This is a genomic window from Escherichia sp. WS547, assembly GCF_046486065.1.
In the GTDB taxonomy this organism is placed as follows: domain Bacteria; phylum Pseudomonadota; class Gammaproteobacteria; order Enterobacterales; family Enterobacteriaceae; genus Escherichia; species Escherichia coli.
The window spans coordinates 177,878-201,748 of the sequence record NZ_JBJQMA010000008.1 but is presented as its reverse complement, the minus strand read 5'-3'; the positions used below and the strand labels follow the sequence as shown (position 1 = coordinate 201,748).

Genomic DNA, 23,871 nt, shown 5'->3' with positions numbered 1-23,871 from the left:
CAGTTGCCAGACCGCAAGGTGTTTTAACAAATCAAAAGGGGTTTTAATAACTGGCTTAAAGCTGAAAGCTTTCCGGAACCCCCAGCCTAGCTGGGGGTTTTCTGTGCACAAAAAAGCCTTAACGCAGAACGCTAAGGCTTTAGTTTTCAAGCAAAAAAGATTACTTGCTGGTATCCAGTTCTTCGAAACCTTTCACCAGATCATCAATCGCTTTCATCTGCTTGAGGAACGGTTCCAGTTTAGCCAGCGGCAGCGCGGATGGACCATCACATTTCGCATGTTCCGGATCCGGATGCGCTTCAATAAACAGCCCCGCCAGACCTACCGCCATACCGGCACGTGCCAGCTCAGCCACCTGAGCACGACGACCGCCGGAAGCTGCGCCAAACGGATCGCGGCATTGCAGTGCGTGGGTCACGTCGAAAATCACCGGTGAATTACCAGACACTTTCTTCATGATGCTGAAGCCCAGCATATCAACAACCAGGTTGTCATAGCCGAAGTTAGCACCGCGATCGCAAAGAATCACTTTTTCGTTGCCGCCTTCTTTGAATTTATCAACGATATTACCCATCTGTCCCGGGCTGACAAACTGCGGTTTCTTGACGTTAATTACCGCACCGGTTTTCGCCATGGCTTCAACCAGGTCAGTCTGGCGAGCAAGAAACGCCGGCAACTGAATCACATCCACAACATCAGCAACGGGCTGAGCCTGGCTTGGTTCGTGAACGTCGGTGATAATTTTCACGCCAAAAGTCTGCTTCAACTCCTGGAAGATTTTCATCCCTTCTTCCAGGCCCGGTCCACGATAAGAGTGGATGGAGGAGCGGTTGGCTTTGTCAAAAGAGGCTTTGAACACGTAAGGGATACCCAGTTTCTGGGTCACGGTTACGTAGTGCTCGCAAATGCGCATCGCCAGATCGCGAGATTCTAGCACGTTCATACCGCCAAACAGTACGAACGGCAGGTCATTTGCTACGTTGATGTCGCCAATGCTAACCACTTTTTGTTTCATAGGATCGCCTTAATCTTGAGTAAAATGTCGATTAATTAATGCAGCACAATATGTTTATGCGCGATGTTATTTATTTGCGCACGGATCATTTCGCTGATCGGGTCTTCCGGACACTGTTCAACGAAATAACTTAAATCGTTCAACGCAACGTGTTCGCAATCCAGTTGCGCATAAATCAACCCGCGATCGCGAATTTCATAGGGATCTTCCGGGTTGAATTGTAATAAAGCTTCGCTGGTGCGTAACGCCAGCTCCATCTGATTTTCTTCCATCAACGAAGCTTTGAGTGTATCCAGCAATTTGCGGATTACCTCAATGTTATCAGCTTCATCAAGGTCTTCATAAAACAGTTCCGCCGACGGGCTGATATTTCCCTTTAACCATACATCCAGCATATGTTCGCTTAACGATTCACCGTTAAAAGGATTAATCAGCCAAATTTCGCCATCCGGACATTCAATGCGCAATATCAGCTGCGTCGGGAAAATCACCGGCAATAGCGGCAAATCGAGACGATTCGCGACCCATAATAAAACGGCACCTAATGATACCGCACTGCCCTGTCGATTCTTTAACACCTGGTCCAGCCATAATGCATCGGAAAGGCGATAAACGCCGCGTGAGGCTTTAAATCCCCAGTCGCCGTAAAACAGCGCGATCAGTTTTTCCAACTGCTCTTCTAAAGGCAGAAGCTGGCTGATTTCTTCCTTCGCCAGACTAACGAGACGCTCCAGTTCGTCGTAAACATCTTGCGAGGGAAAATCGCGGCGGATTGCTTCGCAAGCCAGGATCATGCCTTCGCACAATGGCGCTTTATTAAATTCGAAATCAGCTAACGATCTCATGACTTACCCCAGTAACGGTACTTTTGTGGTGGCGAGTTTAATGATGATGTACAGCACCACCAACGCCAGCGGGAAGGCAATAATGCGCGCCTGCTGACTGTGCATACGACGATAATCGAATGCAATAAAACCCAAAACGATATAAATGATAACTCCAAACAGCTTTTCAGTCAGCCACTGTGCCTGCCCGGAAAATGGCAGGATGTGCGCTTTAGCCATCAACGCAATGCCGCTTAACAATAACACCGTATCGACAACCGGCGGCACAATGCGCGTCCAGCGCGCAAATGCCTGTGGATGCTTCTGATAACGTAGCCAGAAACGTAAGGTTAATAGCCCTACAGAAAGCGCAATGCTAATGAGATGAACGCTAAGCAGTGTAGAAAAACTTGTCATTGATAATAGCGGCCGAGCGTTACGCGCTCGTTATCACCATAGTCCCGACAGGTTTCGACGTCATGATACCCCGCGAGGATAAATGCCTGTCGCACCGCTTCGCCCTGCTGCCAACCATGTTCCAGAAGCAGAAAGCCGCCGGATACCAGCGCGTTACGCGACTGTTCGATGATATGCACGATGTCTGCCATTCCACTGTCTGCCGCAACCAGCGCAGTGAGCGGCTCAAAGCGAACATCGCCTTGTTGAAGATGTGGGTCCTGCTCGTCAATATACGGCGGATTACTGACAATCATCGCAAACTGCTGCCCGGCTAGCGCGCTAAACCAGTCGCTTTGCAGAATATGGATGTTTTTGATCGCCAGATTCTGGGCATTACGTTGCGCCAGAGAGACAGCATCGGGCATACGATCTACAGCGGTAATTTCGCAGTCCGGGCGCTCGCTAGCCAGCGCCAGCGCAATCGCCCCGGTACCCGTCCCGAGATCGAGAATACGGCAAGGTTGTTCAGGCAACCGCGCCAGTGCCTGCTCCACCAGACACTCCGTATCCGGGCGCGGAATTAAGGTCGCTGGCGAAACAAATAACGGCAACGACCAGAATTCTCGCACCCCGGTTAAATGAGCAATGGGTTCACCATCGCGACGACGTGTCAGTAGCGCATCAAGTTGCTGACATTGTTCGTCAGTCAGCTGCGTTTCACCAAAGGCGAGAATAAAAGTACGCCCTCTGCCGGTAACATGCTCCAGCAGGATTTCAGCATCACGCCGCGGGCTTTCGCTCGCCTGAAGTTGGCTTATTGCTTCACGTAACCAGTATTGATATTCCATTATTCCTGCTCGGACAACGCCGCCAGTTGGTCGGCCTGATGTTCCTGGATAATCGGTTCAATCAGCATATCCAGCTTACCTTCCATCACTTCATCCAGACGGTAGAGCGTCAGGTTGATGCGGTGATCGGTAACGCGCCCCTGCGGGAAATTGTAAGTACGGTTACGGTCGCTGCGATCGCCACTCCCCAGCAGGTTACGACGGGTAGACGCTTCGGCCTGTTGCCGTTTTGCCATTTCTGCAGCGTGGATGCGAGCACCAAGCACAGAAAGTGCTTTAGCTTTGTTTTTATGCTGTGAACGTTCGTCCTGACATTCAACAACAATCCCGGTCGGCAAGTGGGTAATACGAATTGCCGAATCGGTGGTGTTAACGTGCTGACCACCTGCCCCTGACGAACGGAAAGTATCAATGCGCAAATCTGCTGGGTTGATGTCCGGCAGTTCTGCGTCAGGCAGTTCTGGCATTACCGCAACGGTACAAGCAGAAGTATGAATACGACCCTGCGATTCCGTAGCAGGAACACGCTGCACGCGATGACCGCCGGATTCAAATTTCAGACGACCATATACACCATCACCGCTAATTTTGGCGATGATCTCTTTATAACCACCATGTTCACCCTCGCTGGCGCTCATGATTTCTACACGCCAGCGGCGGGCTTCGGCGTAACGGCTGTACATACGGAACAGATCGCCAGCGAAGAGCGCCGCTTCGTCGCCGCCGGTTCCGGCACGGACTTCGAGGAAGGCGTTACGTTCGTCATCAGGATCTTTTGGTAGTAACAGAACCTGTAATTGCTGTTCCAGTTGCTCGCTTTTTTCTTTAGCTTCGCGCAGTTCATCCTGCGCCATCTCACGCATTTCAGGATCGTCGAGCATCATCTGTGCGGTTTCGATATCTTCCTGAACCTGTTGCCAGTCGGTAAAACAGCGCGAAACATCACTTAACTGCGCATATTCGCGTGATAATGCGCGAAAACGTTCCTGGTCGGCGATAGTTTGCGCGTCACCCAGCAACGCCTGAACTTCTTCATGGCGTTCATGCAGGGCTTCCAGTTTGGCAACGATAGAAGGCTTCATAGGCGTAAATGCACCCTGTAAAAAAAGAAAATGATGTACTGCTACTCCAGCCCGAGGCTGTCGCGCAGAATATTCAGGCGTTCGTTATCCCCGTCACGGGCGGCCTGTTGAAGTGATTTCGTTGGCGCATGGATCAAGCGGTTAGTCAGTTTCCATGCCAGATCCTGCATAATGGCTTGTGCGTCGCCGCCCTGCTCAAGGGCCGCTAACGCTTTGGCGGTTAACTCATCGCGAACTTGCTCTGCCTGGCTGCGATACTCGCGAATGGTTTCGCTGGCGCTTTGTGCACGCAGCCACGCCATAAATTCGCTGGTTTCCTGAGCGACAATAGTTTCCGCCTCAACCGCTGCGGCTTTACGCTGCGCCAGGTTGTGCGAAATGATGCTTTGCAGATCGTCCACGCTATAAAGATAAGCATTCGCCAGTTTGCCAACTTCCGGCTCAACATCGCGCGGAACGGCAATATCCACCAGCAGCATCGGTTGGTTGCGACGGCTTTTTAATGCGCGCTCCACCATGCCTTTCCCGATAATCGGTAACGGGCTGGCGGTGGAACTGATGATGATATCGGCTTCGCGCAGACGTTCGTCGATATCACTCAGGGCAATAACTTCCGCGCCGACTTCATCTGCCAGAATTTGGGCACGTTCGCGAGTGCGGTTGGCGATAATCATCTTCTGTACTTTATGTTCGCGCAGATGACGCGCCACCAGCTCGATGGTTTCGCCCGCACCCACCAGCAGTACCGTCACCGTAGAGAGCGATTCAAAGATCTGCCGCGCCAGCGTACAAGCCGCAAAAGCGACAGACACAGCACTGGCACCGATATCTGTTTCAGTGCGAACGCGTTTCGCTACAGAGAAAGATTTCTGGAACATGCGTTCCAGTTCGCTGGCCTTCATATGACCTTTTTGCGAATCAGCAAAGGCTTTTTTTACCTGACCGAGGATCTGCGGCTCCCCCAGAACCAGTGAATCCAGGCCGCTGGCAACACGCATTAAATGGCTAACCGCGTCGTTATCCTGATGCCAGTAGAGGCTTTTACGCAGATCTTCTTCATTAAGATTATGATAATCGCATAGCCAGCGGATTAACGCCTCTTGCAGGTTATCCTGCTCTTCAACGCTAAGATAAAGTTCCGTGCGATTGCACGTCGACAGCACCACGCCGCCCTGCACCATCGGCTGCGCAAGCAGGCTGTCAAGCGCCTGATCGAGCTTATCCGGCGAAAACGATACACGTTCTCGCAGCGATACAGGTGCCGTTTTATGGTTAATACCGAGCGCTAAAAGGGTCATGTCTGCGGGAAATAATACCAACGTTGATAGGGTTAGTCTGCTTGCATCATACAGGATGCGTAAGATCAATAAAAGAGAGCGCCCCCTTTTGGAGTAATTGCCGAAAGCCGTTAGATTCTGGCAATTAAGACAACTTGAACATAGACGATAGCGGGCGGTAACGCTAGCATTAAGGGTTATAACTGTAACGTATCTCAAGGACTTGTCATCACTATGCCCCTGCCCGATTTTCGTCTTATCCGCCTGCTACCGCTGGCTGCTCTTGTGCTCACTGCCTGTTCCGTTACCACCCCCAAAGGTCCTGGCAAAAGCCCGGATTCGCCACAATGGCGTCAGCATCAGCAAGACGTGCGCAATCTTAATCAGTATCAAACTCGCGGCGCGTTCGCTTATATTTCTGACCAACAAAAAGTGTACGCCCGTTTCTTCTGGCAGCAAACTGGTCAGGATCGCTACCGTCTGCTGCTGACTAACCCATTGGGCAGCACGGAACTGGAGCTGAATGCTCAACCGGGTAACGTGCAGTTAGTCGACAATAAAGGCCAGCGTTATACCGCCGATGACGCCGAAGAGATGATTGGCAAATTGACCGGAATGCCAATTCCGCTCAACAGCTTGCGCCAGTGGATTTTAGGTTTACCGGGTGATGCAACCGACTACAAACTGGACGACCAGTACCGCCTGAGCGAAATCACCTACAGCCAGAATGGCAAAAACTGGAAAGTTGTTTACGGTGGTTATGACACAAAAACTCAACCTGCGATGCCAGCCAATATGGAACTCACCGACGGTGGTCAACGCATCAAGTTAAAAATGGATAACTGGATAGTGAAATAATGCGGACACAGTGGCCCTCTCCGGCAAAACTTAATCTGTTTTTATACATTACCTGTCAGCGTGCGGATGGTTACCACACGCTGCAAACGCTGTTTCAGTTTCTTGATTACGGCGACACCATCAGCATTGAGCTTCGTGACGATGGGGATATTCGTCTGTTAACGCCCGTTGAAGGCGTGGAACATGAAGATAACCTGATCGTTCGCGCAGCACGATTGTTGATGAAAACTGCGGCAGACAGCGGGCGTCTTCCGACGGGAAGCGGTGCGGATATCAGCATTGACAAGCGTTTGCCGATGGGCGGCGGTCTCGGCGGTGGTTCATCCAATGCCGCGACGGTCCTGGTGGCATTAAATCATCTCTGGCAATGCGGGCTAAGCATGGATGAGCTGGCGGAAATGGGGCTGACGCTGGGCGCAGATGTTCCTGTCTTTGTTCGGGGGCATGCCGCGTTTGCCGAAGGCGTTGGTGAAATACTAACGCCGGTGGATCCGCCAGAGAAGTGGTATCTGGTGGCGCACCCTGGTGTAAGTATTCCGACACCGGTGATTTTTAAAGATCCTGAACTCCCGCGCAATACGCCAAAAAGGTCAATAGAAACGTTGCTAAAATGTGAATTCAGCAATGATTGCGAGGTTATCGCAAGAAAACGTTTTCGCGAGGTTGATGCGGTGCTTTCCTGGCTGTTAGAATACGCCCCGTCGCGCCTGACTGGGACAGGGGCCTGTGTCTTTGCTGAATTTGATACAGAGTCTGAAGCCCGCCAGGTGCTAGAGCAAGCCCCGGAATGGCTCAATGGCTTTGTGGCGAAAGGCGTTAATCTTTCCCCATTGCACAGAGCCATGCTTTAAGCCGGGCAAGCTGAGTTTCGGTGACAACGTCACCTTGTTCCAGACGTTGCATCGCGCTCTTTAATACACCGCCTGGAAAGAATCATGCCTGGCCCGCACAGTTTTCGGCAGATTCTTTCCACCAATGGACGCATGCCTGAGGTTCTTCTCGTGCCTGATATGAAGCTTTTTGCTGGTAACGCCACCCCGGAACTAGCACAACGTATTGCCAACCGCCTGTACACTTCACTCGGCGACGCCGCTGTAGGTCGCTTTAGCGACGGCGAAGTCAGCGTACAAATTAACGAAAATGTACGCGGTGGTGATATTTTCATCATCCAGTCCACTTGTGCCCCTACTAACGACAACCTGATGGAATTAGTCGTTATGGTTGATGCCCTGCGTCGTGCTTCCGCAGGTCGTATCACCGCTGTTATCCCCTACTTTGGCTATGCGCGCCAGGACCGTCGCGTCCGTTCCGCTCGTGTACCAATCACTGCGAAAGTGGTTGCAGACTTCCTCTCCAGCGTCGGTGTTGACCGTGTGCTGACAGTGGATCTGCACGCTGAACAGATTCAGGGTTTCTTCGACGTTCCGGTTGATAACGTATTTGGTAGCCCGATCCTGCTGGAAGACATGCTGCAGCTGAATCTGGATAACCCTATTGTGGTTTCTCCGGACATCGGCGGCGTTGTGCGTGCCCGCGCTATCGCTAAGCTGCTGAACGATACCGATATGGCAATCATCGACAAACGTCGTCCGCGTGCGAACGTTTCCCAGGTGATGCATATCATCGGTGACGTTGCAGGTCGTGACTGCGTACTGGTCGATGATATGATCGATACTGGCGGTACGCTGTGTAAAGCTGCTGAAGCTCTGAAAGAACGTGGTGCTAAACGTGTATTTGCGTACGCGACTCACCCGATCTTCTCTGGCAACGCGGCGAACAACCTGCGTAACTCTGTAATTGATGAAGTCGTTGTCTGCGATACCATTCCGCTGAGCGATGAAATCAAATCACTGCCGAACGTGCGTACTCTGACCCTGTCAGGTATGCTGGCCGAAGCGATTCGTCGTATCAGCAACGAAGAATCGATCTCTGCCATGTTCGAACACTAATCGAACCCGGCTCAAAGACCCGCTGCGGCGGGTTTTTTTGTCTGTAATATCCATTTGTATGACCTATGCCTCCTTCACCTGCCATTTAGTTGACAGATGATGCGCTCACGGATGAAACATTATTGTGAACAAAATATTTTCCTCACATGTGATGCCTTTCCGCGCTCTGATCGACGCTTGCTGGAAAGAAAAATATACTGCCGCACGGTTTACCCGTGACCTGATTGCCGGGATAACCGTCGGGATTATTGCTATCCCGCTGGCAATGGCGTTGGCTATTGGTAGTGGTGTGGCACCCCAGTACGGTTTATATACCGCAGCTGTTGCGGGGATTGTCATTGCTCTGACGGGTGGGTCACGCTTTAGCGTTTCCGGTCCGACTGCGGCATTTGTGGTAATTCTCTATCCCGTTTCGCAACAGTTTGGACTGGCAGGACTGCTGGTCGCGACACTCATGTCAGGTGTCTTTTTGATCCTGATGGGGCTGGCACGTTTTGGACGCTTGATTGAATATATTCCGGTTTCCGTGACCTTAGGTTTCACCTCGGGTATCGGGATCACCATCGGTACCATGCAGATTAAAGATTTTCTCGGTCTGCAAATGGCCCATGTCCCGGAGCATTATCTACAAAAAGTCGGCGCATTATTTATGGCGTTGCCGACCATTAATGTGGGTGATGCTGCCATTGGCATTGTGACGCTTGGCATTCTGGTTTTCTGGCCGCGTCTGGGCATTCGTTTGCCTGGTCACCTTCCGGCCTTGCTGGCTGGTTGCGCGGTGATGGGGATTGTTAACCTGCTCGGCGGGCATGTTGCTACCATCGGATCGCAATTCCACTACGTTCTGGCAGATGGTTCTCAGGGTAACGGTATTCCGCAACTGCTGCCGCAACTGGTACTACCGTGGGACCTGCCCAATTCAGAATTTACCCTCACCTGGGATTCTATTCGCACACTGCTGCCTGCAGCATTCTCAATGGCAATGCTCGGCGCAATCGAATCTCTGCTCTGCGCCGTGGTACTGGATGGTATGACCGGAACGAAACACAAAGCGAACAGCGAACTGGTTGGACAGGGACTGGGGAATATCATCGCCCCGTTCTTTGGTGGTATTACCGCTACAGCTGCCATCGCGCGTTCTGCCGCTAACGTCCGTGCCGGGGCAACTTCCCCTATCTCGGCGGTGATCCACTCTATTCTGGTTATTCTTGCCCTGCTGGTACTGGCACCGCTGCTCTCCTGGCTGCCGCTTTCCGCCATGGCTGCCCTGCTGTTGATGGTGGCGTGGAACATGAGTGAAGCGCACAAAGTGGTCGACTTGCTGCGTCATGCGCCGAAAGATGACATCATCGTCATGCTGCTGTGCATGTCGCTGACTGTGCTGTTTGATATGGTTATTGCCATCAGCGTGGGGATCGTGCTGGCATCGCTACTGTTTATGCGTCGTATCGCACGTATGACTCGCCTGGCACCGGTAGTCGTAGACGTTCCAGACGATGTTCTGGTTCTGCGCGTTATTGGTCCGCTGTTTTTTGCTGCCGCTGAAGGCTTGTTCACGGACCTGGAGTCACGTCTTGAAGGCAAACGGATTGTGATTCTGAAGTGGGATGCCGTTCCGGTACTTGATGCTGGTGGTCTTGATGCGTTCCAGCGTTTTGTGAAGCGTCTGCCCGAAGGATGTGAACTGCGCGTGTGCAACCTGGAATTCCAGCCACTGCGCACTATGGCTCGCGCAGGCATTCAACCGATCCCGGGCCGCCTTGCTTTCTTCCCGAATCGTCGCGCGGCGATGGCGGATTTATAAGTACGAGATTGACCAGTCAGCGCAAACTGACTGGTCAGCAAACTGCATTATTTGTTAGCTATGACGGCGATTATCGCTACGGCGGCAACGTTTGTCATAGTGGCGAACCCACCAGTAACGGTCGCACACCTGTTCATGCCCGCCAACACGGGCACCCGCCAGCCAGAGAATGGCACCGACGAAAATACTTAGCACTGCACCATGTGCGAAATACTGGGGCATATTAAACTGTGGTAACTGGTTGAGGATTGAATACCCCACGCCGACCACCATTACCACCAGACCCAACCCCATGAGCACGTTACCGAGTAACGAAGCGTTTTTGCGTTTCATATGTCACCTCCGGAACTTTCTGGGTTGTAACAGGGAATACCCCTCTTCCTTATGTGTAAAGTATAGACAACACCCTGTGGGTTATGTGCGGGCGTGATCACAATTACAACCCTTATTTCAACAAAACTTTACAAATAAACGCCTGAACACCTTGACTTTCTAATAGTCCACTCAGGCAATTATTGCGTTATCTGCATTTGATACGCAGTTTTTTGTCAAGCGGGGCCGCAACCAGTAAACTACGCGCCAGTTATGTACACACTCAGGACAAAAAAACGTGACGATTAAATTGATTGTCGGCCTGGCGAACCCCGGCGCTGAATACGCCGCAACGCGACATAATGCTGGTGCCTGGTTCGTTGACTTACTGGCAGAGCGATTGCGCGCTCCGCTGCGCGAAGAGGCTAAATTCTTTGGTTATACTTCGCGAGTCACCCTTGGAGGCGAAGATGTCCGCCTGTTAGTCCCGACTACATTTATGAATCTCAGCGGCAAAGCCGTTGCGGCGATGGCCAGTTTTTTCCGCATTAATCCGGACGAAATTCTGGTGGCCCACGACGAACTGGATCTGCCTCCTGGCGTCGCCAAATTTAAGTTGGGCGGTGGCCATGGTGGTCACAATGGACTGAAAGACATCATCAGTAAATTGGGTAATAACCCTAACTTTCACCGTTTACGCATCGGAATCGGTCATCCGGGCGATAAAAATAAAGTTGTTGGTTTTGTATTAGGCAAACCGCCTGTTAGTGAACAGAAGTTAATTGATGAAGCCATCGACGAAGCGGCGCGTTGTACTGAAATGTGGTTTACAGATGGCTTGACCAAGGCAACGAACCGATTGCACGCCTTTAAAGCACAATAAGTCGTTGTCTGCGGCATTTTTGCCGAGTGCCGTGTATAATAGGCAAAGTTATTTCCATTTCTGCAATCTGTTAGCAATAACAGGTTGATTATTAAGATATTAAGGTGATTTAAATCATGGGATTCAAATGCGGTATCGTCGGTTTGCCCAACGTCGGGAAATCTACCCTGTTCAACGCGCTGACCAAAGCCGGTATTGAAGCGGCCAACTTTCCATTCTGCACCATCGAGCCGAACACAGGCGTCGTACCAATGCCTGACCCTCGCCTGGATCAACTGGCTGAAATCGTAAAACCGCAGCGTACGCTTCCCACGACCATGGAATTTGTCGATATCGCCGGTCTGGTAAAAGGCGCATCGAAAGGCGAAGGTCTGGGTAACCAGTTCCTGACCAACATCCGTGAAACTGAAGCGATCGGTCACGTTGTTCGCTGCTTTGAAAATGACAACATCATTCACGTTTCCGGCAAAGTTAACCCGGCTGATGATATTGAAGTTATCAACACCGAACTGGCGCTGGCGGACCTCGACACCTGCGAACGTGCGATTCATCGCGTACAGAAGAAAGCCAAAGGTGGCGATAAAGACGCGAAAGCTGAGCTGGCGGTCCTGGAAAAATGCCTGCCCCAGCTGGAAAACGCAGGTATGCTGCGCGCGCTGGATTTAAGCGCTGAAGAGAAAGCGGCTATTCGTTACCTGAGCTTCCTGACGCTGAAACCAACAATGTACATCGCCAACGTCAACGAAGACGGTTTTGAAAACAACCCGTATCTTGACCAGGTGCGTGAAATCGCGGCGAAAGAAGGTTCTGTTGTGGTTCCGGTTTGTGCTGCTGTTGAAGCAGACATTGCCGAACTGGACGACGAAGAACGTGACGAGTTTATGCAGGAGCTTGGGCTGGAAGAGCCGGGCCTGAACCGTGTGATCCGTGCCGGTTATAAGCTGCTGAACCTGCAAACTTACTTCACCGCTGGGGTGAAAGAAGTACGTGCATGGACCATTCCGGTTGGTGCAACCGCGCCGCAGGCCGCTGGCAAAATCCATACTGATTTTGAAAAAGGCTTTATCCGTGCACAAACCATCTCGTTTGAAGATTTCATCACTTACAAAGGTGAACAAGGCGCGAAAGAAGCAGGCAAAATGCGTGCAGAAGGCAAAGATTACATCGTTAAAGATGGCGATGTAATGAACTTCCTGTTCAACGTCTAATTAATTTGTTGTCTCATGAGGTTTCGCTAAATCTCATGAAGAGCGCAAAAGTATATAAAATCCACGCAATTGCGTGGATTTTTCATTTCACCGAGTCCTAACCATTCTTATAACATCCTACACTTTTGTGCTTATTGCCTACAGTGAACCACGAGAATAATTAAAGACATAAATGTTCAGATGACGGATATCTCATTAGCAGTGATATAACGTAATTTTTTGTTCCACTACACATCAGCCCCCTTCACAGCTGATCAATATTGATCACGCTCCAATATGCTGGCGAGAAAAGGACTTACCTGAAGGGTAATATCCCGCAGATAAAATCCCCGAATAACGTGATTACGTGCGATCCTGGCAAGATGAAAATGATAACCAGTATCACGATAATAACGATATGCCAGAAAATCCATTGATCAAAAATGAATATCGATGTTTTTTGCTTTTTCTTATTAGTAATGCAAAAATGGCTCATATTGTTTTTGTTATGCAGATACATCAAGCGAAAATCCCATAACCAATTAGGATTATTACCAAAAATATTCACCAAATTATTTAACCGCTGTTTGTTGTAATGTTTTTGTCATATTCATTGTAACGAATTGGAATAAGTAACGACAACTTAGGGAATAACTCGATCTAAACTCACCTTTGTAAGGGGGATGTTAAATATATATTAATTCCTGTGTTCCTGATTTTGCCCGGTAATAGAGAATTATTCTCAGAGCAGCTCATCATGATTGCACCATACAAATATCATGATGATAAGAGGATATTATTCATTGACTTAAACAAAATGACAAAATCCATAGACCCATAGCCTGGGTACTATATAGGAGTGGTATGGGCATCAAACAACACAATGGGAATACCAAAGCCGATCGTCTCGCTGAATTAAAAATCCGTTCGCCCTCCATTCAACTGATAAAATATGGCGCTATTGGTTTGAATGCAATTATCTTTTCCCCCCTGCTGATAGCTGCTGATTTAGGAAGTCAAAATGGCACCAATATTACTATTAATGATGGTGACAGAATTACAGGAGATACCGCCGATCCATCAGGAAACCTCTATGGTGTAATGACCCCAGCAGGAAACACGCCTGGCAATATCAATCTGGGTAATGATGTCACCGTCAATGTCAACGACGCCTCTGGATATGCAAAGGGAATCGTTATTCAGGGCAAGAACAGCTCCCTGACAGCTAACCGACTTACAGTAGATGTTGTTAGTCAAACCTCTGCCATCGGCATTAATTTAATTGGTGACTATACCCATGCTGACTTAGGCACAGGCAGCACCATTAAGAGTAACGATGACGGCATCATTATTGGACATAGCTCAACACTAACAGCCACTCAATTCACCATTGAAAACTCGAACGGTATAGGCCTAACCATCAATGACTATGGCACCAGTGTCGATCTTGGAAGCGGAAGTAAAATCAAGACCGATGGAAGTACAGGTGTTTATATCGGTGGTCTCAACGGCAATAACGCCAATGGTGCTGCGCGTTTTACGGCGACAGACCTGACAATCGATGTTCAGGGCTACAGCGCCATGGGAATAAACGTACAGAAAAACTCTGTTGTCGATCTCGGAACAAACAGTACCATTAAAACCAATGGCGATAATGCGCACGGCCTCTGGAGCTTTGGCCAGGTGAGCGCGAATGCACTCACTGTTGATGTAACTGGATCCGCGGCCAATGGCGTCGAAGTTCGTGGTGGTACAACCACTATCGGTGCTGATAGCCATATTTCTTCCGCGCAGGGCGGTGGCCTCGTAACCAGTGGTTCAGACGCGACAATCAATTTTTCTGGCACGGCAGCGCAACGAAACAGCATCTTTTCCAGCGGTTCTTATGGTGCCTCAGCCCAGACGGCAACGGCTGTTGTCAACATGCAAAATACCGATATTACGGTTGATCGTAATGGCAGTCTGGCGCTGGGTTTGTGGGCGCTCAGCGGCGGTAGAATAACCGGAGACAGTTTGGCTATCACCGGCGCGGCAGGAGCCAGGGGGATTTATGCCATGACCAACAGCCAGATCGATCTCACGAGCGATCTGGTCATTGATATGAGTACACCCGACCAGATGGCCATTGCAACGCAACATGACGATGGTTATGCCGCCAGCCGCATCAACGCCTCGGGTCGTATGCTTATCAACGGTAGCGTTCTTTCCAAAGGTGGGCTAATCAATCTGGATATGCACCCTGGGTCGGTTTGGACAGGTTCTTCCCTCAGCGATAATGTCAATGGCGGGAAACTGGACGTTGCAATGAATAACAGCGTCTGGAACGTAACAAGTAATTCTAATCTCGACACGCTGGCGCTGAGCCATTCAACTGTCGATTTTGCCAGCCACACGTCAACTGCCGGCACATTTACCACATTAAACGTAGAGAACCTGAGCGGTAACAGTACCTTTATTATGCGTGCTGATGTTGTTGGCGAGGGTAATGGCGTTAATAATAAAGGGGATTTATTGAATATCAGCGGGAGTAGTGCTGGTAATCACGTATTGGCTATCCGTAACCAGGGCAGCGAGGCCACAACGGGAAATGAAGTTCTGACAGTGGTAAAAACCACTGACGGCGCGGCCTCGTTCAGCGCGTCTTCTCAGGTTGAGTTGGGGGGATATCTGTACGATGTGCGTAAAAATGGCACTAACTGGGAGCTTTACGCTTCCGGGACAGTTCCGGAACCGACTCCTAATCCTGAACCCACACCAGCTCCCGCTCAGCCTCCCATAGTCAACCCCGATCCTACGCCTGAACCCGATCCTACGCCTGCCCCCGCTCCCACACCTAAACCCACCACGACCGCAGATGCTGGCGGCAATTATCTCAATGTCGGTTACTTATTGAACTATGTTGAAAACCGTACGCTGATGCAACGGATGGGTGACCTGCGAAATCAGAGTAAAGACGGAAATATCTGGCTGCGCAGTTATGGGGGAAGTCTGGACTCCTTCGCCAGTGGCAAACTGAGCGGCTTTGACATGGGTTACAGCGGTATCCAGTTTGGTGGGGATAAACGTCTCTCTGATGTAATGCCGTTGTATGTCGGTCTGTATATTGGCTCAACACATGCATCGCCGGACTATAGCGGAGGCGACGGTACCGCACGTTCAGACTACATGGGAATGTACGCCAGTTACATGGCACAAAACGGTTTTTACAGCGATCTCGTTATAAAAGCATCGCGCCAGAAAAATAGTTTCCACGTACTGGACAGTCAGAACAACGGCGTTAACGCCAACGGCACTGCGAATGGAATGAGTATCTCCCTGGAAGCCGGGCAGAGGTTCAACCTGTCCCCTACTGGTTATGGGTTCTATATAGAGCCGCAAACCCAGCTCACATACAGCCACCAGAATGAGATGGCTATGAAGGCGAGTAATGGCCTCAATATACATCTGAATCACTACGAATCGCTGCAGGGGCGTGCCAGCATGATACTGGGATATGACATCACCGCAGGCAACAGCCAGCTGAATGTCTATGTGAAGACTGGCGCTATCCGCGAGTTTTCAGGGGATACCGAATATCTGTTGAACAACTCCCGGGAGAAGTACAGTTTCAAAGGTAATGGCTGGAATAACGGCGTGGGAGTCAGTGCACAGTATAACAAACAGCACACATTCTATCTCGAAGCGGATTACACGCAGGGTAACCTCTTTGATCAGAAGCAAGTCAACGGAGGATATCGCTTCAGCTTTTAAGTGGGGGATAGACAAGCCCTTAAACGATGCTGAAAATTGTTAGCGTGCGCCGGAATGAAATACAGATCACTCTGATGTATCATAAATCGTTTCTGTCTTTCATACCCGGCGCTTAAACTGCCCTGCATCAATGCCATGTTGCTTCATTTTCCGCCACAGCGTAGTGCGGCCGATTCCAAGTAAAGCCGACATTTCCTGAATGCGACCGCCTGTGACCTGGGCTGCGTTAATAATTGCCTCTTTTTCAACTTCCGCAAATGACAGACTGGTGGAAAGGCGGGTGGCGCTGACATCATCTGTCGCCTGCTCGGTAAACAGATGTTCAGGTAAATCACTGACGCGAATGCGCCCGTTATCACTACTCAGAGCAAGATTCTCGATGACGCTGTAAAGTTCAAAATCGTTGCCAGGCCATGCACAGGAAACCAGGCGAGCGAGGGCATCGTCATCAATTTTCAGCCGCGTAGAGAAGCGTTTTTCAAGACTGTGTAATTTGTTATTCACCAGCGCCGGAATGCTGCCACGCCGCATACGCAGAGGCGGGATGGTAATTTCAAATGCATGCAGCGCGTAATACAGCTGGCGACTAAAGCGATTTTGTTCCACCAGCATTGCGAGGTCCGCGGTCGTTGTGGCAATCACTTTGACATCAATGGGTATTAAACGCCGCGCATCCAGTCGCGTGATAACACCCTGCTTGATAACCTGAAGCAAAGCAGACTGTAACTCCACCGCCAGATATTCAATCTTTTCAAGAAACAGCGTGCCGCCGTGCGCCAGTTCCAGCCGACTCAGACGGCCATTTTCATTATCCGTGCGATCGCCACCAATAAATTCTTCCGCCAGCGCCGCATCACCATATAACTCACAATTGACGGCAATATAAGGCCCCGCTGCACGCTCGCTTTCATTATGAATTGCCTGACTTAGCAGTGCCTTGCCCACGCCCTCCTCTCCACAAAGCAGGACAGGAAAGCTACTGCGCGCCGCCTGGCGACCAAAATGAATCAAGCGGCGGGTTTGCGGATCCTCTTGTGGCATATGAGCGAAAGTATGGCTGACTTTTCCTAATTGACTGGTCATTAACTGCCGCATCTGTTCCACAGGATGGAGCAACAAAATAAAGCTGGTTCCCTGCGTTTCTATTATCGGTTTAAGGGTTATCACCGCATCAATAAACTGATGCTGACTTTCAAAGGTTGCTTCTACGTGTTTGAGCGGATGTGCCTGTTTTATTGCTTGTTGCAATACGGCGGGTAACGTTAAGAGTTCAGTGATTGCCCTTCCCTGACTTGCCGTCGCGTCAAGGCGCAAGACCCGCGCCGCCTGGGCGTTGATAAATTGCAAATTACCCTGCTCGTCCCAGCTAATCACGCCATCATCCATACTTTCTAACAGGGCATTAAGTTGATTTAAATGACGGTTAGTTTCAGCGAGCAAACTGTCCGTCAGCAGTAAATTACCGACCTCTCGGGCGATTGCCAACGTCAACGGCAAATCAGCTGCGGTAGTTTGCTCAACCGGACACGCCAGCGCTATTGTTCCCGTCAATCGGCCCTTGCTGTCAAACAACGGCGTTGCACAAAAGGCCCAGTTCCAGAGTGCCTGTTTGAAATGTTGATCGGCCATCGTTTTCACGGCCTGACCAGAGATAGCCGCTAACGATAGCGCACAAGTACCAATAATTCCCTCGGCGCAATACGTGCCGTCATTGAATCCCAGTGCACTTAGCCGCTGCAAGGTTTGCGGATCGCCATTACGGCTGAGAATGCAGGCGGTTTCATCGAGGATAAACAGCGCACACTCTCGCGGTGCCATATATTCCCAGGCATCTTCCAGCGCAGCCTGCCCGAGCGTCAGCATCGCTTTCTTACGCCGATAAATAGACGCAAATGTCACGCCCTGGGCCTGGTGTGGTACGTTCCATGTCTCCCGTTTCATCAGCTTAATGCATCGCTCCCAGGAGGTTGCAATTAAGGGAGATATGTCCCGACCATCGTTGTTAAAAGCGCTACTCATATCCCGCATCCCTTATGACAAAAGGTGTTCCGGCTCGCAATTTTAAGTATTAATACACGTAAAAGTTTCAATATGGAACATTCATTAAAGAATATGTTTCACTATGAAACATAATTTGGGCTAATTTTCTTTTCCCTTGCCTGATGCACAATGGATTCATCGGCAGTCAGTGGTCGCCGTGTCGTTGAACATCATCCATGCCCTACCGTAATTGCTGGAGCAAAATAATGAAAAAATTGATCAATGATGTGCAAGACGTACTGGACGAACAACTGGCAGGACTAGCGAAAGCGCATCCATCGCTGATACTGCACCAGGATCCGGTGTATGTCACCCGAGCTGATGCCCCCGTTGCAGGTAAAGTCGCCCTGCTGTCGGGTGGCGGCAGCGGACACGAGCCGATGCATTGTGGTTATATCGGTCAGGGGATGCTTTCGGGGGCCTGTCCGGGCGAAATTTTCACCTCACCGACGCCCGATAAAATCTTTGAATGCGCCATGCAAATTGATGGCGGCGAAGGTGTACTGTTGATTATCAAAAATTACACCGGCGATATTCTTAACTTCGAAACAGCAACCGAGTTACTGCACGATAGCGGCGTAAAAGTGACCACTGTGGTCATTGATGACGACGTTGCAGTAAAAGACAGTCTTTATACCGCCGGGCGGCGCGGCGTTGCCATCACCGTATTAATTGAAAAACTCGTAGGCGCAGCGGCGGAGCGTGGCGACTCACTGGACGCCTGTGCGGAACTGGGGCGTAAGTTGAATAATCAAGGCCACTCAATAGGTATTGCTCTCGGTGCCTGTACCGTTCCTGCCGCGGGCAAACCTTCTTTTACCCTGGCGGACAATGAGATGGAGTTTGGCGTCGGCATTCATGGTGAGCCAGGTATTGACCGCCGTCCCTTCTCTTCCCTTGATCAAACCGTCGATGAAATGTTCGACACCCTGCTGGAAAATGGCTCATACCATCGCACTTTGCGTTTCTGGGATTATCAACAAGGCAGCTGGCAGGAAGAACCACAAACCAAACAACCGCTCCAGTCTGGCGATCGGGTGATTGCGCTGGTTAACAATCTTGGCGCAACTCCGCTTTCTGAGCTATACGGCGTCTATAACCGCCTGACCACACGTTGCCAGCAAGCAGGATTGACTATCGAACGTAATTTAATTGGCGCGTACTGCACCTCACTGGATATGACCGGTTTCTCAATCACCTTACTGAAAGTTGATGACGAAACGCTGGCACTCTGGGACGCCCCGGTCCACACCCCGGCCCTTAACTGGGGTAAATAAGGAGAAAGCAATGTCACTGAGCAGAACTCAAATTGTTAACTGGCTCACTCGTTGTGGCGATATTTTCAGCACCGAGAGCGAGTATCTTACCGGACTGGATCGCGAGATTGGCGACGCTGACCACGGGCTTAATATGAATCGAGGCTTTAGCAAAGTGGTGGAAAAACTCCCTGCTATCGCAGATAAAGATATCGGTTTCATTCTCAAGAATACCGGCATGACGCTACTTTCCAGCGTCGGAGGTGCCAGTGGTCCGCTGTTCGGTACCTTCTTTATCCGCGCCGCACAGGCGACCCAGGCACGGCAAAGCCTGACGCTGGAAGAGCTTTATCAGATGTTCCGCGATGGCGCGGACGGCGTAATCAGTCGCGGGAAAGCCGAACCTGGCGATAAAACCATGTGTGATGTGTGGGTGCCGGTGGTGGAATCGTTACGTCAGTCCTGCGAGCAAAATCTCTCTGTTCCGGCGGCGCTCGACGCTGCCAGTAGCATCGCCGAATCCGCTGCACAAAGTACGATTACGATGCAAGCCCGCAAAGGCCGCGCCAGTTATCTCGGTGAACGCAGTATTGGTCACCAGGATCCCGGCGCGACCTCGGTGATGTTTATGATGAAAATGTTGGCGTTAGCCGCAAAAGAGTAAGGAATTGGTGATGGTAAACCTGGTCATAGTTTCACATAGCAGCCGACTGGGAGAAGGTGTCGGTGAATTAGCCCGTCAGATGTTAATGGGTGATAGTTGTAAAATCGCCATTGCCGCGGGAATTGACGATCCACAAAATCCCATTGGTACCGATGCCGTCAAAGTGATGGAGGCCATCGAATCTGTTGCCGATACCGACCATGTGCTGGTCATGATGGATATGGGTAGCGCATTATTGAGTGCTGAAACTGCGCTGGAATTGCTGGCTCCCGAGATCGCCGCAAAAGTACGTTTGTGTGCTGCACCGTTGGTCGAAGGTACACTGGCAGCAACGGTCAGCGCGGCCTCGGGGGCGGAGATCGACAAAGTTATCTTTGACGCCATGCATGCGCTGGAAGCCAAACGTGAACAACTGGGTTTACCCTCCTCCGACACTGAAATCTCTGACACATGTCCTCCGTACGATGAAGAAGCCCGTTCTCTGGCGGTGGTCATAAAAAACCGTAACGGCCTGCATGTACGTCCGGCCTCCCGGCTGGTTTATACATTATCGACATTTAATGCCGATATGTTGCTGGAGAAAAACGGCAAATGCGTCACACCGGAGAGTATTAACCAGATTGCGTTACTACAAGTTCGTTATAACGATACGCTGCGCCTGATTGCGAAAGGGCCAGAAGCTGAAGAGGCACTGATCGCTTTCCGTCAGCTGGCTGAAGATAACTTTGGTGAAACGGAGGAAGTTGCTCCACCTATTCTGCGTCCCGTTCCGCCTGTTTCGGGTAAAGCCTTTTATTATCAACCGGTTTTATGTACGGTACAGGCAAAATCAACCCTGACCGTGGATGAAGAACAAGAACGATTACGCCAGGCCATTGACTTCACGTTATTAGATCTGATGACGTTAACAGCGAAAGCAGAAGCCAGCGGGCTTGACGATATTGCCGCAATCTTTTCTGGTCACCATACACTGTTAGATGATCCGGAACTGCTGGCGGCGGCAAGCGAACTCCTTCAGCACGAACATTGCACGGCAGAATATGCCTGGCAGCAAGTTCTTAAAGAACTTAGCCAGCAATACCAGCAACTGGATGATGAATATCTACAGGCTCGCTATATTGATGTGGACGATCTTCTGCATCGCACCCTAGTCCACCTGACCCAAACGAAAGAAGAACTCCCGCAGTTTAACTCGCCAACTATTCTACTGGCGGAGAACATCTATCCCTCCACAATACTGCAACTGGATCCGGCGGTTGTAAAAGGTATCTGCCTTAGCGCCGGAAGTCCGCTATCCCACAGCGCCCTGATCGCCCGTGAACTGGGGATTGGCTGGATTTGCCAGCAGGGTGAGAAACTGTATGCGATACAACCAGAAGAAACGCTAACGCTGGACGTTAAAACGCAACGTTTCAGCCGTCAGGGTTAAACCACCGTTCGGATGGCATCGTTCTGATGCCATCCGGCTATTTACTCTGCACGGATGATTTTTAACTACCTGTTATATTTTTTACCAAATCATGATGATTTTTTCTGCGCTAATCGCGAACCCAACTCCGCTGGCTGGCTAACAAACAGACGTTATTTGATCACTCTACTTCGACGTTATTTATCCCTTTAATTCCCTTTTCTAAAATGCCTGACCGTTCGCAGAATGAGATTTCGATCATGCAGCTAGTGCGATCCTGAACTAAGGTTTTCTGATACTTGAATACCGTTTTATTCGGTTTCGCCAAAGGAGAATGATTGATGAAATCCCCCGCAGCTTCTCGCCCGCTAAAAATGGCGTTAATTCCAGCCTGCATCTTTTTGTGTTTCGCTGCGCTATCGGTGCAGGCAGAAGAAACACCGGTAACGCCACAGCCGCCTGATATTTTATTAGGGCCGCTGTTTAATGATGTGCAAAACGCCAAACTTTTTCCGGACCAAAAAACCTTTGCAGATGCCGTGCCGAACAGCGATCCGCTGATGATCCTTGCTGATTATCGGATGCAGCAAAACCAGAGCGGATTTGATCTGCGCCATTTCGTTAACGTCAATTTCACCCTGCCGAAAGAGGGAGAGAAATATGTGCCTCCAAAGGGGCAGTCACTGCGCGAACATATAGACGGACTTTGGCCGGTGTTAACCCGTTCTACCGAAAGTACCGAGAAATAGGATTCTCTGTTGCCGTTACCGGAACCCTATGTCGTGCCGGGAGGACGTTTTCGCGAAGTGTATTACTGGGACAGTTACTTCACCATGCTGGGGCTTGCCGAAAGCGGCCACTGGGATAAAGTCGCGGATATGGTGGCCAATTTTGCTCATGAAATAGACACTTACGGTCATATTCCCAACGGCAACCGCAGTTACTATTTAAGTCGCTCGCAGCCGCCCTTCTTTGCCCTGATGGTAGAGTTACTGGCGCAGCATGAAGGCGATGCCGCGTTGAAGCAATACCTGCCGCAAATGCAAAAAGAATATGCTTACTGGATGGACGGTGTTGAAAACCTGCAAGCCGGACAACAGGAAAAACGCGTTGTAAAACTTCAGGATGGTACCCTTCTCAACCGCTACTGGGACGATCGCGATACGCCACGACCAGAGTCATGGGTGGAAGATATTGCCACCGCCAAAAGCAATCCGAATCGACCTGCCACTGAAATTTACCGCGACCTGCGCTCTGCCGCTGCGTCTGGCTGGGATTTCAGCTCGCGCTGGATGGACAATCCGCAGCAGTTAAATACCTTACGCACCACCAGCATCGTACCGGTCGATCTGAACAGCCTGATGTTTAAAATGGAAAAAATCCTCGCCCGCGCCAGCAAAGCTTCCGGAGATAACGCGATGGCAAACCAGTACGAAACGCTGGCGAATGCCCGTCAAAAAGGGATCGAAAAATACCTGTGGAACGATCAACAAGGCTGGTATGCCGATTACGACCTGAAAAGTCATAAAGTGCGCAATCAGTTAACCGCTGCCGCCCTGTTCCCGCTGTACGTCAATGCGGCAGCGAAAGATCGCGCCAACAAAATGGCGACGGCGACGAAAACACATCTGCTGCAACCAGGCGGCCTGAACACCACGTCGGTGAAAAGTGGACAGCAATGGGATGCGCCAAATGGCTGGGCTCCCCTGCAATGGGTGGCGACAGAAGGGTTGCAAAACTACGGGCAGAACGAGGTGGCGATGGACATTAGCTGGCACTTCCTGACCAATGTTCAGCACACTTATGACCGGGAGAAGAAGCTGGTCGAGAAATATGATGTCAGCACCACCGGAACAGGGGGCGGCGGTGGCGAATATCCATTACAGGATGGCTTTGGCTGGACCAATGGCGTGACGCTGAAAATGCTGGATTTGATCTGCCCGAAAGAGCAACCGTGTGACAATGTTCCGGCGACGCGTCCACTCAGTGAATCAACAACACAGCCGGTAAAACAAAAAGAGGCGGAACCTACGCCTTAACTTTGCTGTATATCGAGCAATGCCATTATGTGCATAAAATTGGCATTGCTCTTTTTTCGCCACGAAATGCCCCCCATTCTACGGTCTATGCCTTTATTTTCTTTTATCAGAGAAGATTTTAATTTTATTTTATCAATTTGTTAATCATTACACCTCTATTTATATTTTTCGCCACTCCGCCATTCTCCCTGACAATTTTCTTGTGGAACAAAGTGTTATTTAAGCAACAAGCAAATCATTCTGTCTCTTTAGACAAATTTTGACATCAAACATGAT

At 50.3% G+C, this 23,871-nt stretch carries 18 protein-coding genes and 1 pseudogene; 11 read left to right on the top strand and 8 right to left on the bottom strand.

Annotation, left to right across the window (positions count from 1 at the left end):
* Positions 1-160: 160 nt before the first annotated feature.
* From kdsA to hemA, 6 genes are read right to left on the bottom strand one after another with little or no spacing between them, the layout of a single operon-like run.
* On the bottom strand, positions 161-1,015 hold the full coding sequence (kdsA, locus tag ACJHWK_RS10050) for a 3-deoxy-8-phosphooctulonate synthase (protein ID WP_000811065.1): 855 nt from the start codon (positions 1,013-1,015) through the stop codon (positions 161-163).
* Positions 1,016-1,050: 35 nt separating this feature from the next.
* Positions 1,051-1,860 carry an invasion regulator SirB1 gene (gene sirB1 / locus ACJHWK_RS10045; RefSeq protein WP_001257044.1) on the bottom strand — a complete coding sequence of 270 codons (810 nt, stop codon included), beginning with the start codon at positions 1,858-1,860 and terminating at the stop codon, positions 1,051-1,053.
* Positions 1,861-1,863: 3 nt separating this feature from the next.
* Positions 1,864-2,256, bottom strand: coding sequence for an invasion regulator SirB2 (gene sirB2 / locus ACJHWK_RS10040; RefSeq protein ID WP_000200377.1), 393 nt, complete (start codon positions 2,254-2,256; stop codon positions 1,864-1,866).
* A complete protein-coding gene (gene prmC, locus ACJHWK_RS10035) occupies positions 2,253-3,086 on the bottom strand; it encodes a peptide chain release factor N(5)-glutamine methyltransferase (protein ID WP_000456570.1) in 834 nt (277 codons plus the stop codon). Before prmC ends, sirB2 begins: the two co-directional genes overlap by 4 nt.
* The gene (gene prfA / locus ACJHWK_RS10030) at positions 3,086-4,168 is read right to left on the bottom strand and encodes a peptide chain release factor 1 (protein ID WP_000804726.1); all 1,083 of its coding nucleotides are present in this window, start codon (positions 4,166-4,168) and stop codon (positions 3,086-3,088) included. Before prfA ends, prmC begins: the two co-directional genes overlap by 1 nt.
* A gap of 41 nt (positions 4,169-4,209) precedes the next feature.
* Positions 4,210-5,466 carry a glutamyl-tRNA reductase gene (gene hemA, locus ACJHWK_RS10025; protein ID WP_001299679.1) on the bottom strand — a complete coding sequence of 419 codons (1,257 nt, stop codon included), beginning with the start codon at positions 5,464-5,466 and terminating at the stop codon, positions 4,210-4,212.
* Positions 5,467-5,679: 213 nt separating this feature from the next.
* Between hemA and lolB the strand changes: the two genes are divergently transcribed.
* From lolB to dauA, 4 genes are all read left to right on the top strand, one after another.
* Positions 5,680-6,303 (top strand): lipoprotein insertase outer membrane protein LolB, encoded by a 624-nt coding sequence (gene lolB / locus ACJHWK_RS10020; RefSeq protein WP_001130692.1) that lies wholly within the window; start codon positions 5,680-5,682, stop codon positions 6,301-6,303.
* Complete coding sequence (gene ispE, locus ACJHWK_RS10015) at positions 6,303-7,154, top strand: 4-(cytidine 5'-diphospho)-2-C-methyl-D-erythritol kinase (protein WP_001522933.1); 852 nt, start codon at positions 6,303-6,305, stop codon at positions 7,152-7,154. Before lolB ends, ispE begins: the two co-directional genes overlap by 1 nt.
* A 150-nt stretch (positions 7,155-7,304) precedes the next feature.
* Positions 7,305-8,252: a ribose-phosphate diphosphokinase gene (gene prs / locus ACJHWK_RS10010; protein WP_001298109.1), complete on the top strand. Its 948-nt coding sequence runs from the start codon at positions 7,305-7,307 to the stop codon at positions 8,250-8,252.
* Between the two features lie 124 nt (positions 8,253-8,376).
* A complete protein-coding gene (gene dauA, locus ACJHWK_RS10005; protein ID WP_001033363.1) occupies positions 8,377-10,056 on the top strand; it encodes a C4-dicarboxylic acid transporter DauA in 1,680 nt (559 codons plus the stop codon).
* Between the two features lie 54 nt (positions 10,057-10,110).
* Here the strand turns inward: dauA and ychH are convergent, their stop codons facing one another.
* Positions 10,111-10,389, bottom strand: a complete 279-nt coding sequence (ychH, locus tag ACJHWK_RS10000; protein WP_000823885.1) for a stress-induced protein YchH — start codon at positions 10,387-10,389, stop codon at positions 10,111-10,113.
* Between the two features lie 277 nt (positions 10,390-10,666).
* Between ychH and pth the strand changes: the two genes are divergently transcribed.
* The 3 genes from pth to ACJHWK_RS09985 all read left to right on the top strand — a co-directional run bounded on the left by pth (position 10,667) and on the right by ACJHWK_RS09985 (position 16,188).
* Positions 10,667-11,251: an aminoacyl-tRNA hydrolase gene (gene pth / locus ACJHWK_RS09995; RefSeq protein ID WP_000152933.1), complete on the top strand. Its 585-nt coding sequence runs from the start codon at positions 10,667-10,669 to the stop codon at positions 11,249-11,251.
* Between the two features lie 116 nt (positions 11,252-11,367).
* Entirely contained in the window at positions 11,368-12,459 is a 1,092-nt protein-coding gene (gene ychF / locus ACJHWK_RS09990) for a redox-regulated ATPase YchF (protein WP_000505866.1), read from the top strand.
* Positions 12,460-13,302: 843 nt separating this feature from the next.
* A complete protein-coding gene (locus ACJHWK_RS09985; protein WP_001522932.1) occupies positions 13,303-16,188 on the top strand; it encodes an autotransporter outer membrane beta-barrel domain-containing protein in 2,886 nt (961 codons plus the stop codon).
* A 99-nt stretch (positions 16,189-16,287) separates the two neighbouring features.
* On the opposite strand, the gene dhaR is transcribed toward ACJHWK_RS09985, so the two are convergent.
* Positions 16,288-18,207 carry a dihydroxyacetone kinase operon transcriptional regulator DhaR gene (gene dhaR / locus ACJHWK_RS09980; protein ID WP_170886421.1) on the bottom strand — a complete coding sequence of 640 codons (1,920 nt, stop codon included), beginning with the start codon at positions 18,205-18,207 and terminating at the stop codon, positions 16,288-16,290.
* A gap of 227 nt (positions 18,208-18,434) precedes the next feature.
* Between dhaR and dhaK the strand changes: the two genes are divergently transcribed.
* The 4 genes and pseudogenes from dhaK to treA all read left to right on the top strand — a co-directional run bounded on the left by dhaK (position 18,435) and on the right by treA (position 23,595).
* Positions 18,435-19,505: a dihydroxyacetone kinase subunit DhaK gene (gene dhaK / locus ACJHWK_RS09975; protein ID WP_000733684.1), complete on the top strand. Its 1,071-nt coding sequence runs from the start codon at positions 18,435-18,437 to the stop codon at positions 19,503-19,505.
* 10 nt (positions 19,506-19,515) lie between these two features.
* Positions 19,516-20,148 carry a dihydroxyacetone kinase subunit DhaL gene (dhaL, locus tag ACJHWK_RS09970; protein WP_001522931.1) on the top strand — a complete coding sequence of 211 codons (633 nt, stop codon included), beginning with the start codon at positions 19,516-19,518 and terminating at the stop codon, positions 20,146-20,148.
* A 10-nt stretch (positions 20,149-20,158) separates the two neighbouring features.
* Positions 20,159-21,577 carry a dihydroxyacetone kinase phosphoryl donor subunit DhaM gene (dhaM, locus tag ACJHWK_RS09965; RefSeq protein WP_001522930.1) on the top strand — a complete coding sequence of 473 codons (1,419 nt, stop codon included), beginning with the start codon at positions 20,159-20,161 and terminating at the stop codon, positions 21,575-21,577.
* A 320-nt stretch (positions 21,578-21,897) separates the two neighbouring features.
* Positions 21,898-23,595, top strand: a pseudogene (gene treA / locus ACJHWK_RS09960) (alpha,alpha-trehalase).
* Positions 23,596-23,871 lie beyond the last annotated feature (276 nt).

Bases quoted from the DNA above. Each gene is read 5' to 3' on its own strand.
- kdsA (WP_000811065.1), bottom strand. From the start codon at position 1,015: ATGAAACAAAAAGTGGTTAGCATTGGCGACATCAACGTAGCAAATGAC.
- sirB1 (WP_001257044.1), bottom strand. From the start codon at position 1,860: ATGAGATCGTTAGCTGATTTCGAATTTAATAAAGCGCCATTGTGCGAA.
- sirB2 (WP_000200377.1), bottom strand. From the start codon at position 2,256: ATGACAAGTTTTTCTACACTGCTTAGCGTTCATCTCATTAGCATTGCG.
- prmC (WP_000456570.1), bottom strand. From the start codon at position 3,086: ATGGAATATCAATACTGGTTACGTGAAGCAATAAGCCAACTTCAGGCG.
- prfA (WP_000804726.1), bottom strand. From the start codon at position 4,168: ATGAAGCCTTCTATCGTTGCCAAACTGGAAGCCCTGCATGAACGCCAT.
- hemA (WP_001299679.1), bottom strand. From the start codon at position 5,466: ATGACCCTTTTAGCGCTCGGTATTAACCATAAAACGGCACCTGTATCG.
- lolB (WP_001130692.1), top strand. From the start codon at position 5,680: ATGCCCCTGCCCGATTTTCGTCTTATCCGCCTGCTACCGCTGGCTGCT.
- ispE (WP_001522933.1), top strand. From the start codon at position 6,303: ATGCGGACACAGTGGCCCTCTCCGGCAAAACTTAATCTGTTTTTATAC.
- ychH (WP_000823885.1), bottom strand. From the start codon at position 10,389: ATGAAACGCAAAAACGCTTCGTTACTCGGTAACGTGCTCATGGGGTTG.
- ychF (WP_000505866.1), top strand. From the start codon at position 11,368: ATGGGATTCAAATGCGGTATCGTCGGTTTGCCCAACGTCGGGAAATCT.
- ACJHWK_RS09985 (WP_001522932.1), top strand. From the start codon at position 13,303: ATGGGCATCAAACAACACAATGGGAATACCAAAGCCGATCGTCTCGCT.
- dhaR (WP_170886421.1), bottom strand. From the start codon at position 18,207: ATGAGTAGCGCTTTTAACAACGATGGTCGGGACATATCTCCCTTAATT.
- dhaK (WP_000733684.1), top strand. From the start codon at position 18,435: ATGAAAAAATTGATCAATGATGTGCAAGACGTACTGGACGAACAACTG.
- dhaL (WP_001522931.1), top strand. From the start codon at position 19,516: ATGTCACTGAGCAGAACTCAAATTGTTAACTGGCTCACTCGTTGTGGC.
- dhaM (WP_001522930.1), top strand. From the start codon at position 20,159: ATGGTAAACCTGGTCATAGTTTCACATAGCAGCCGACTGGGAGAAGGT.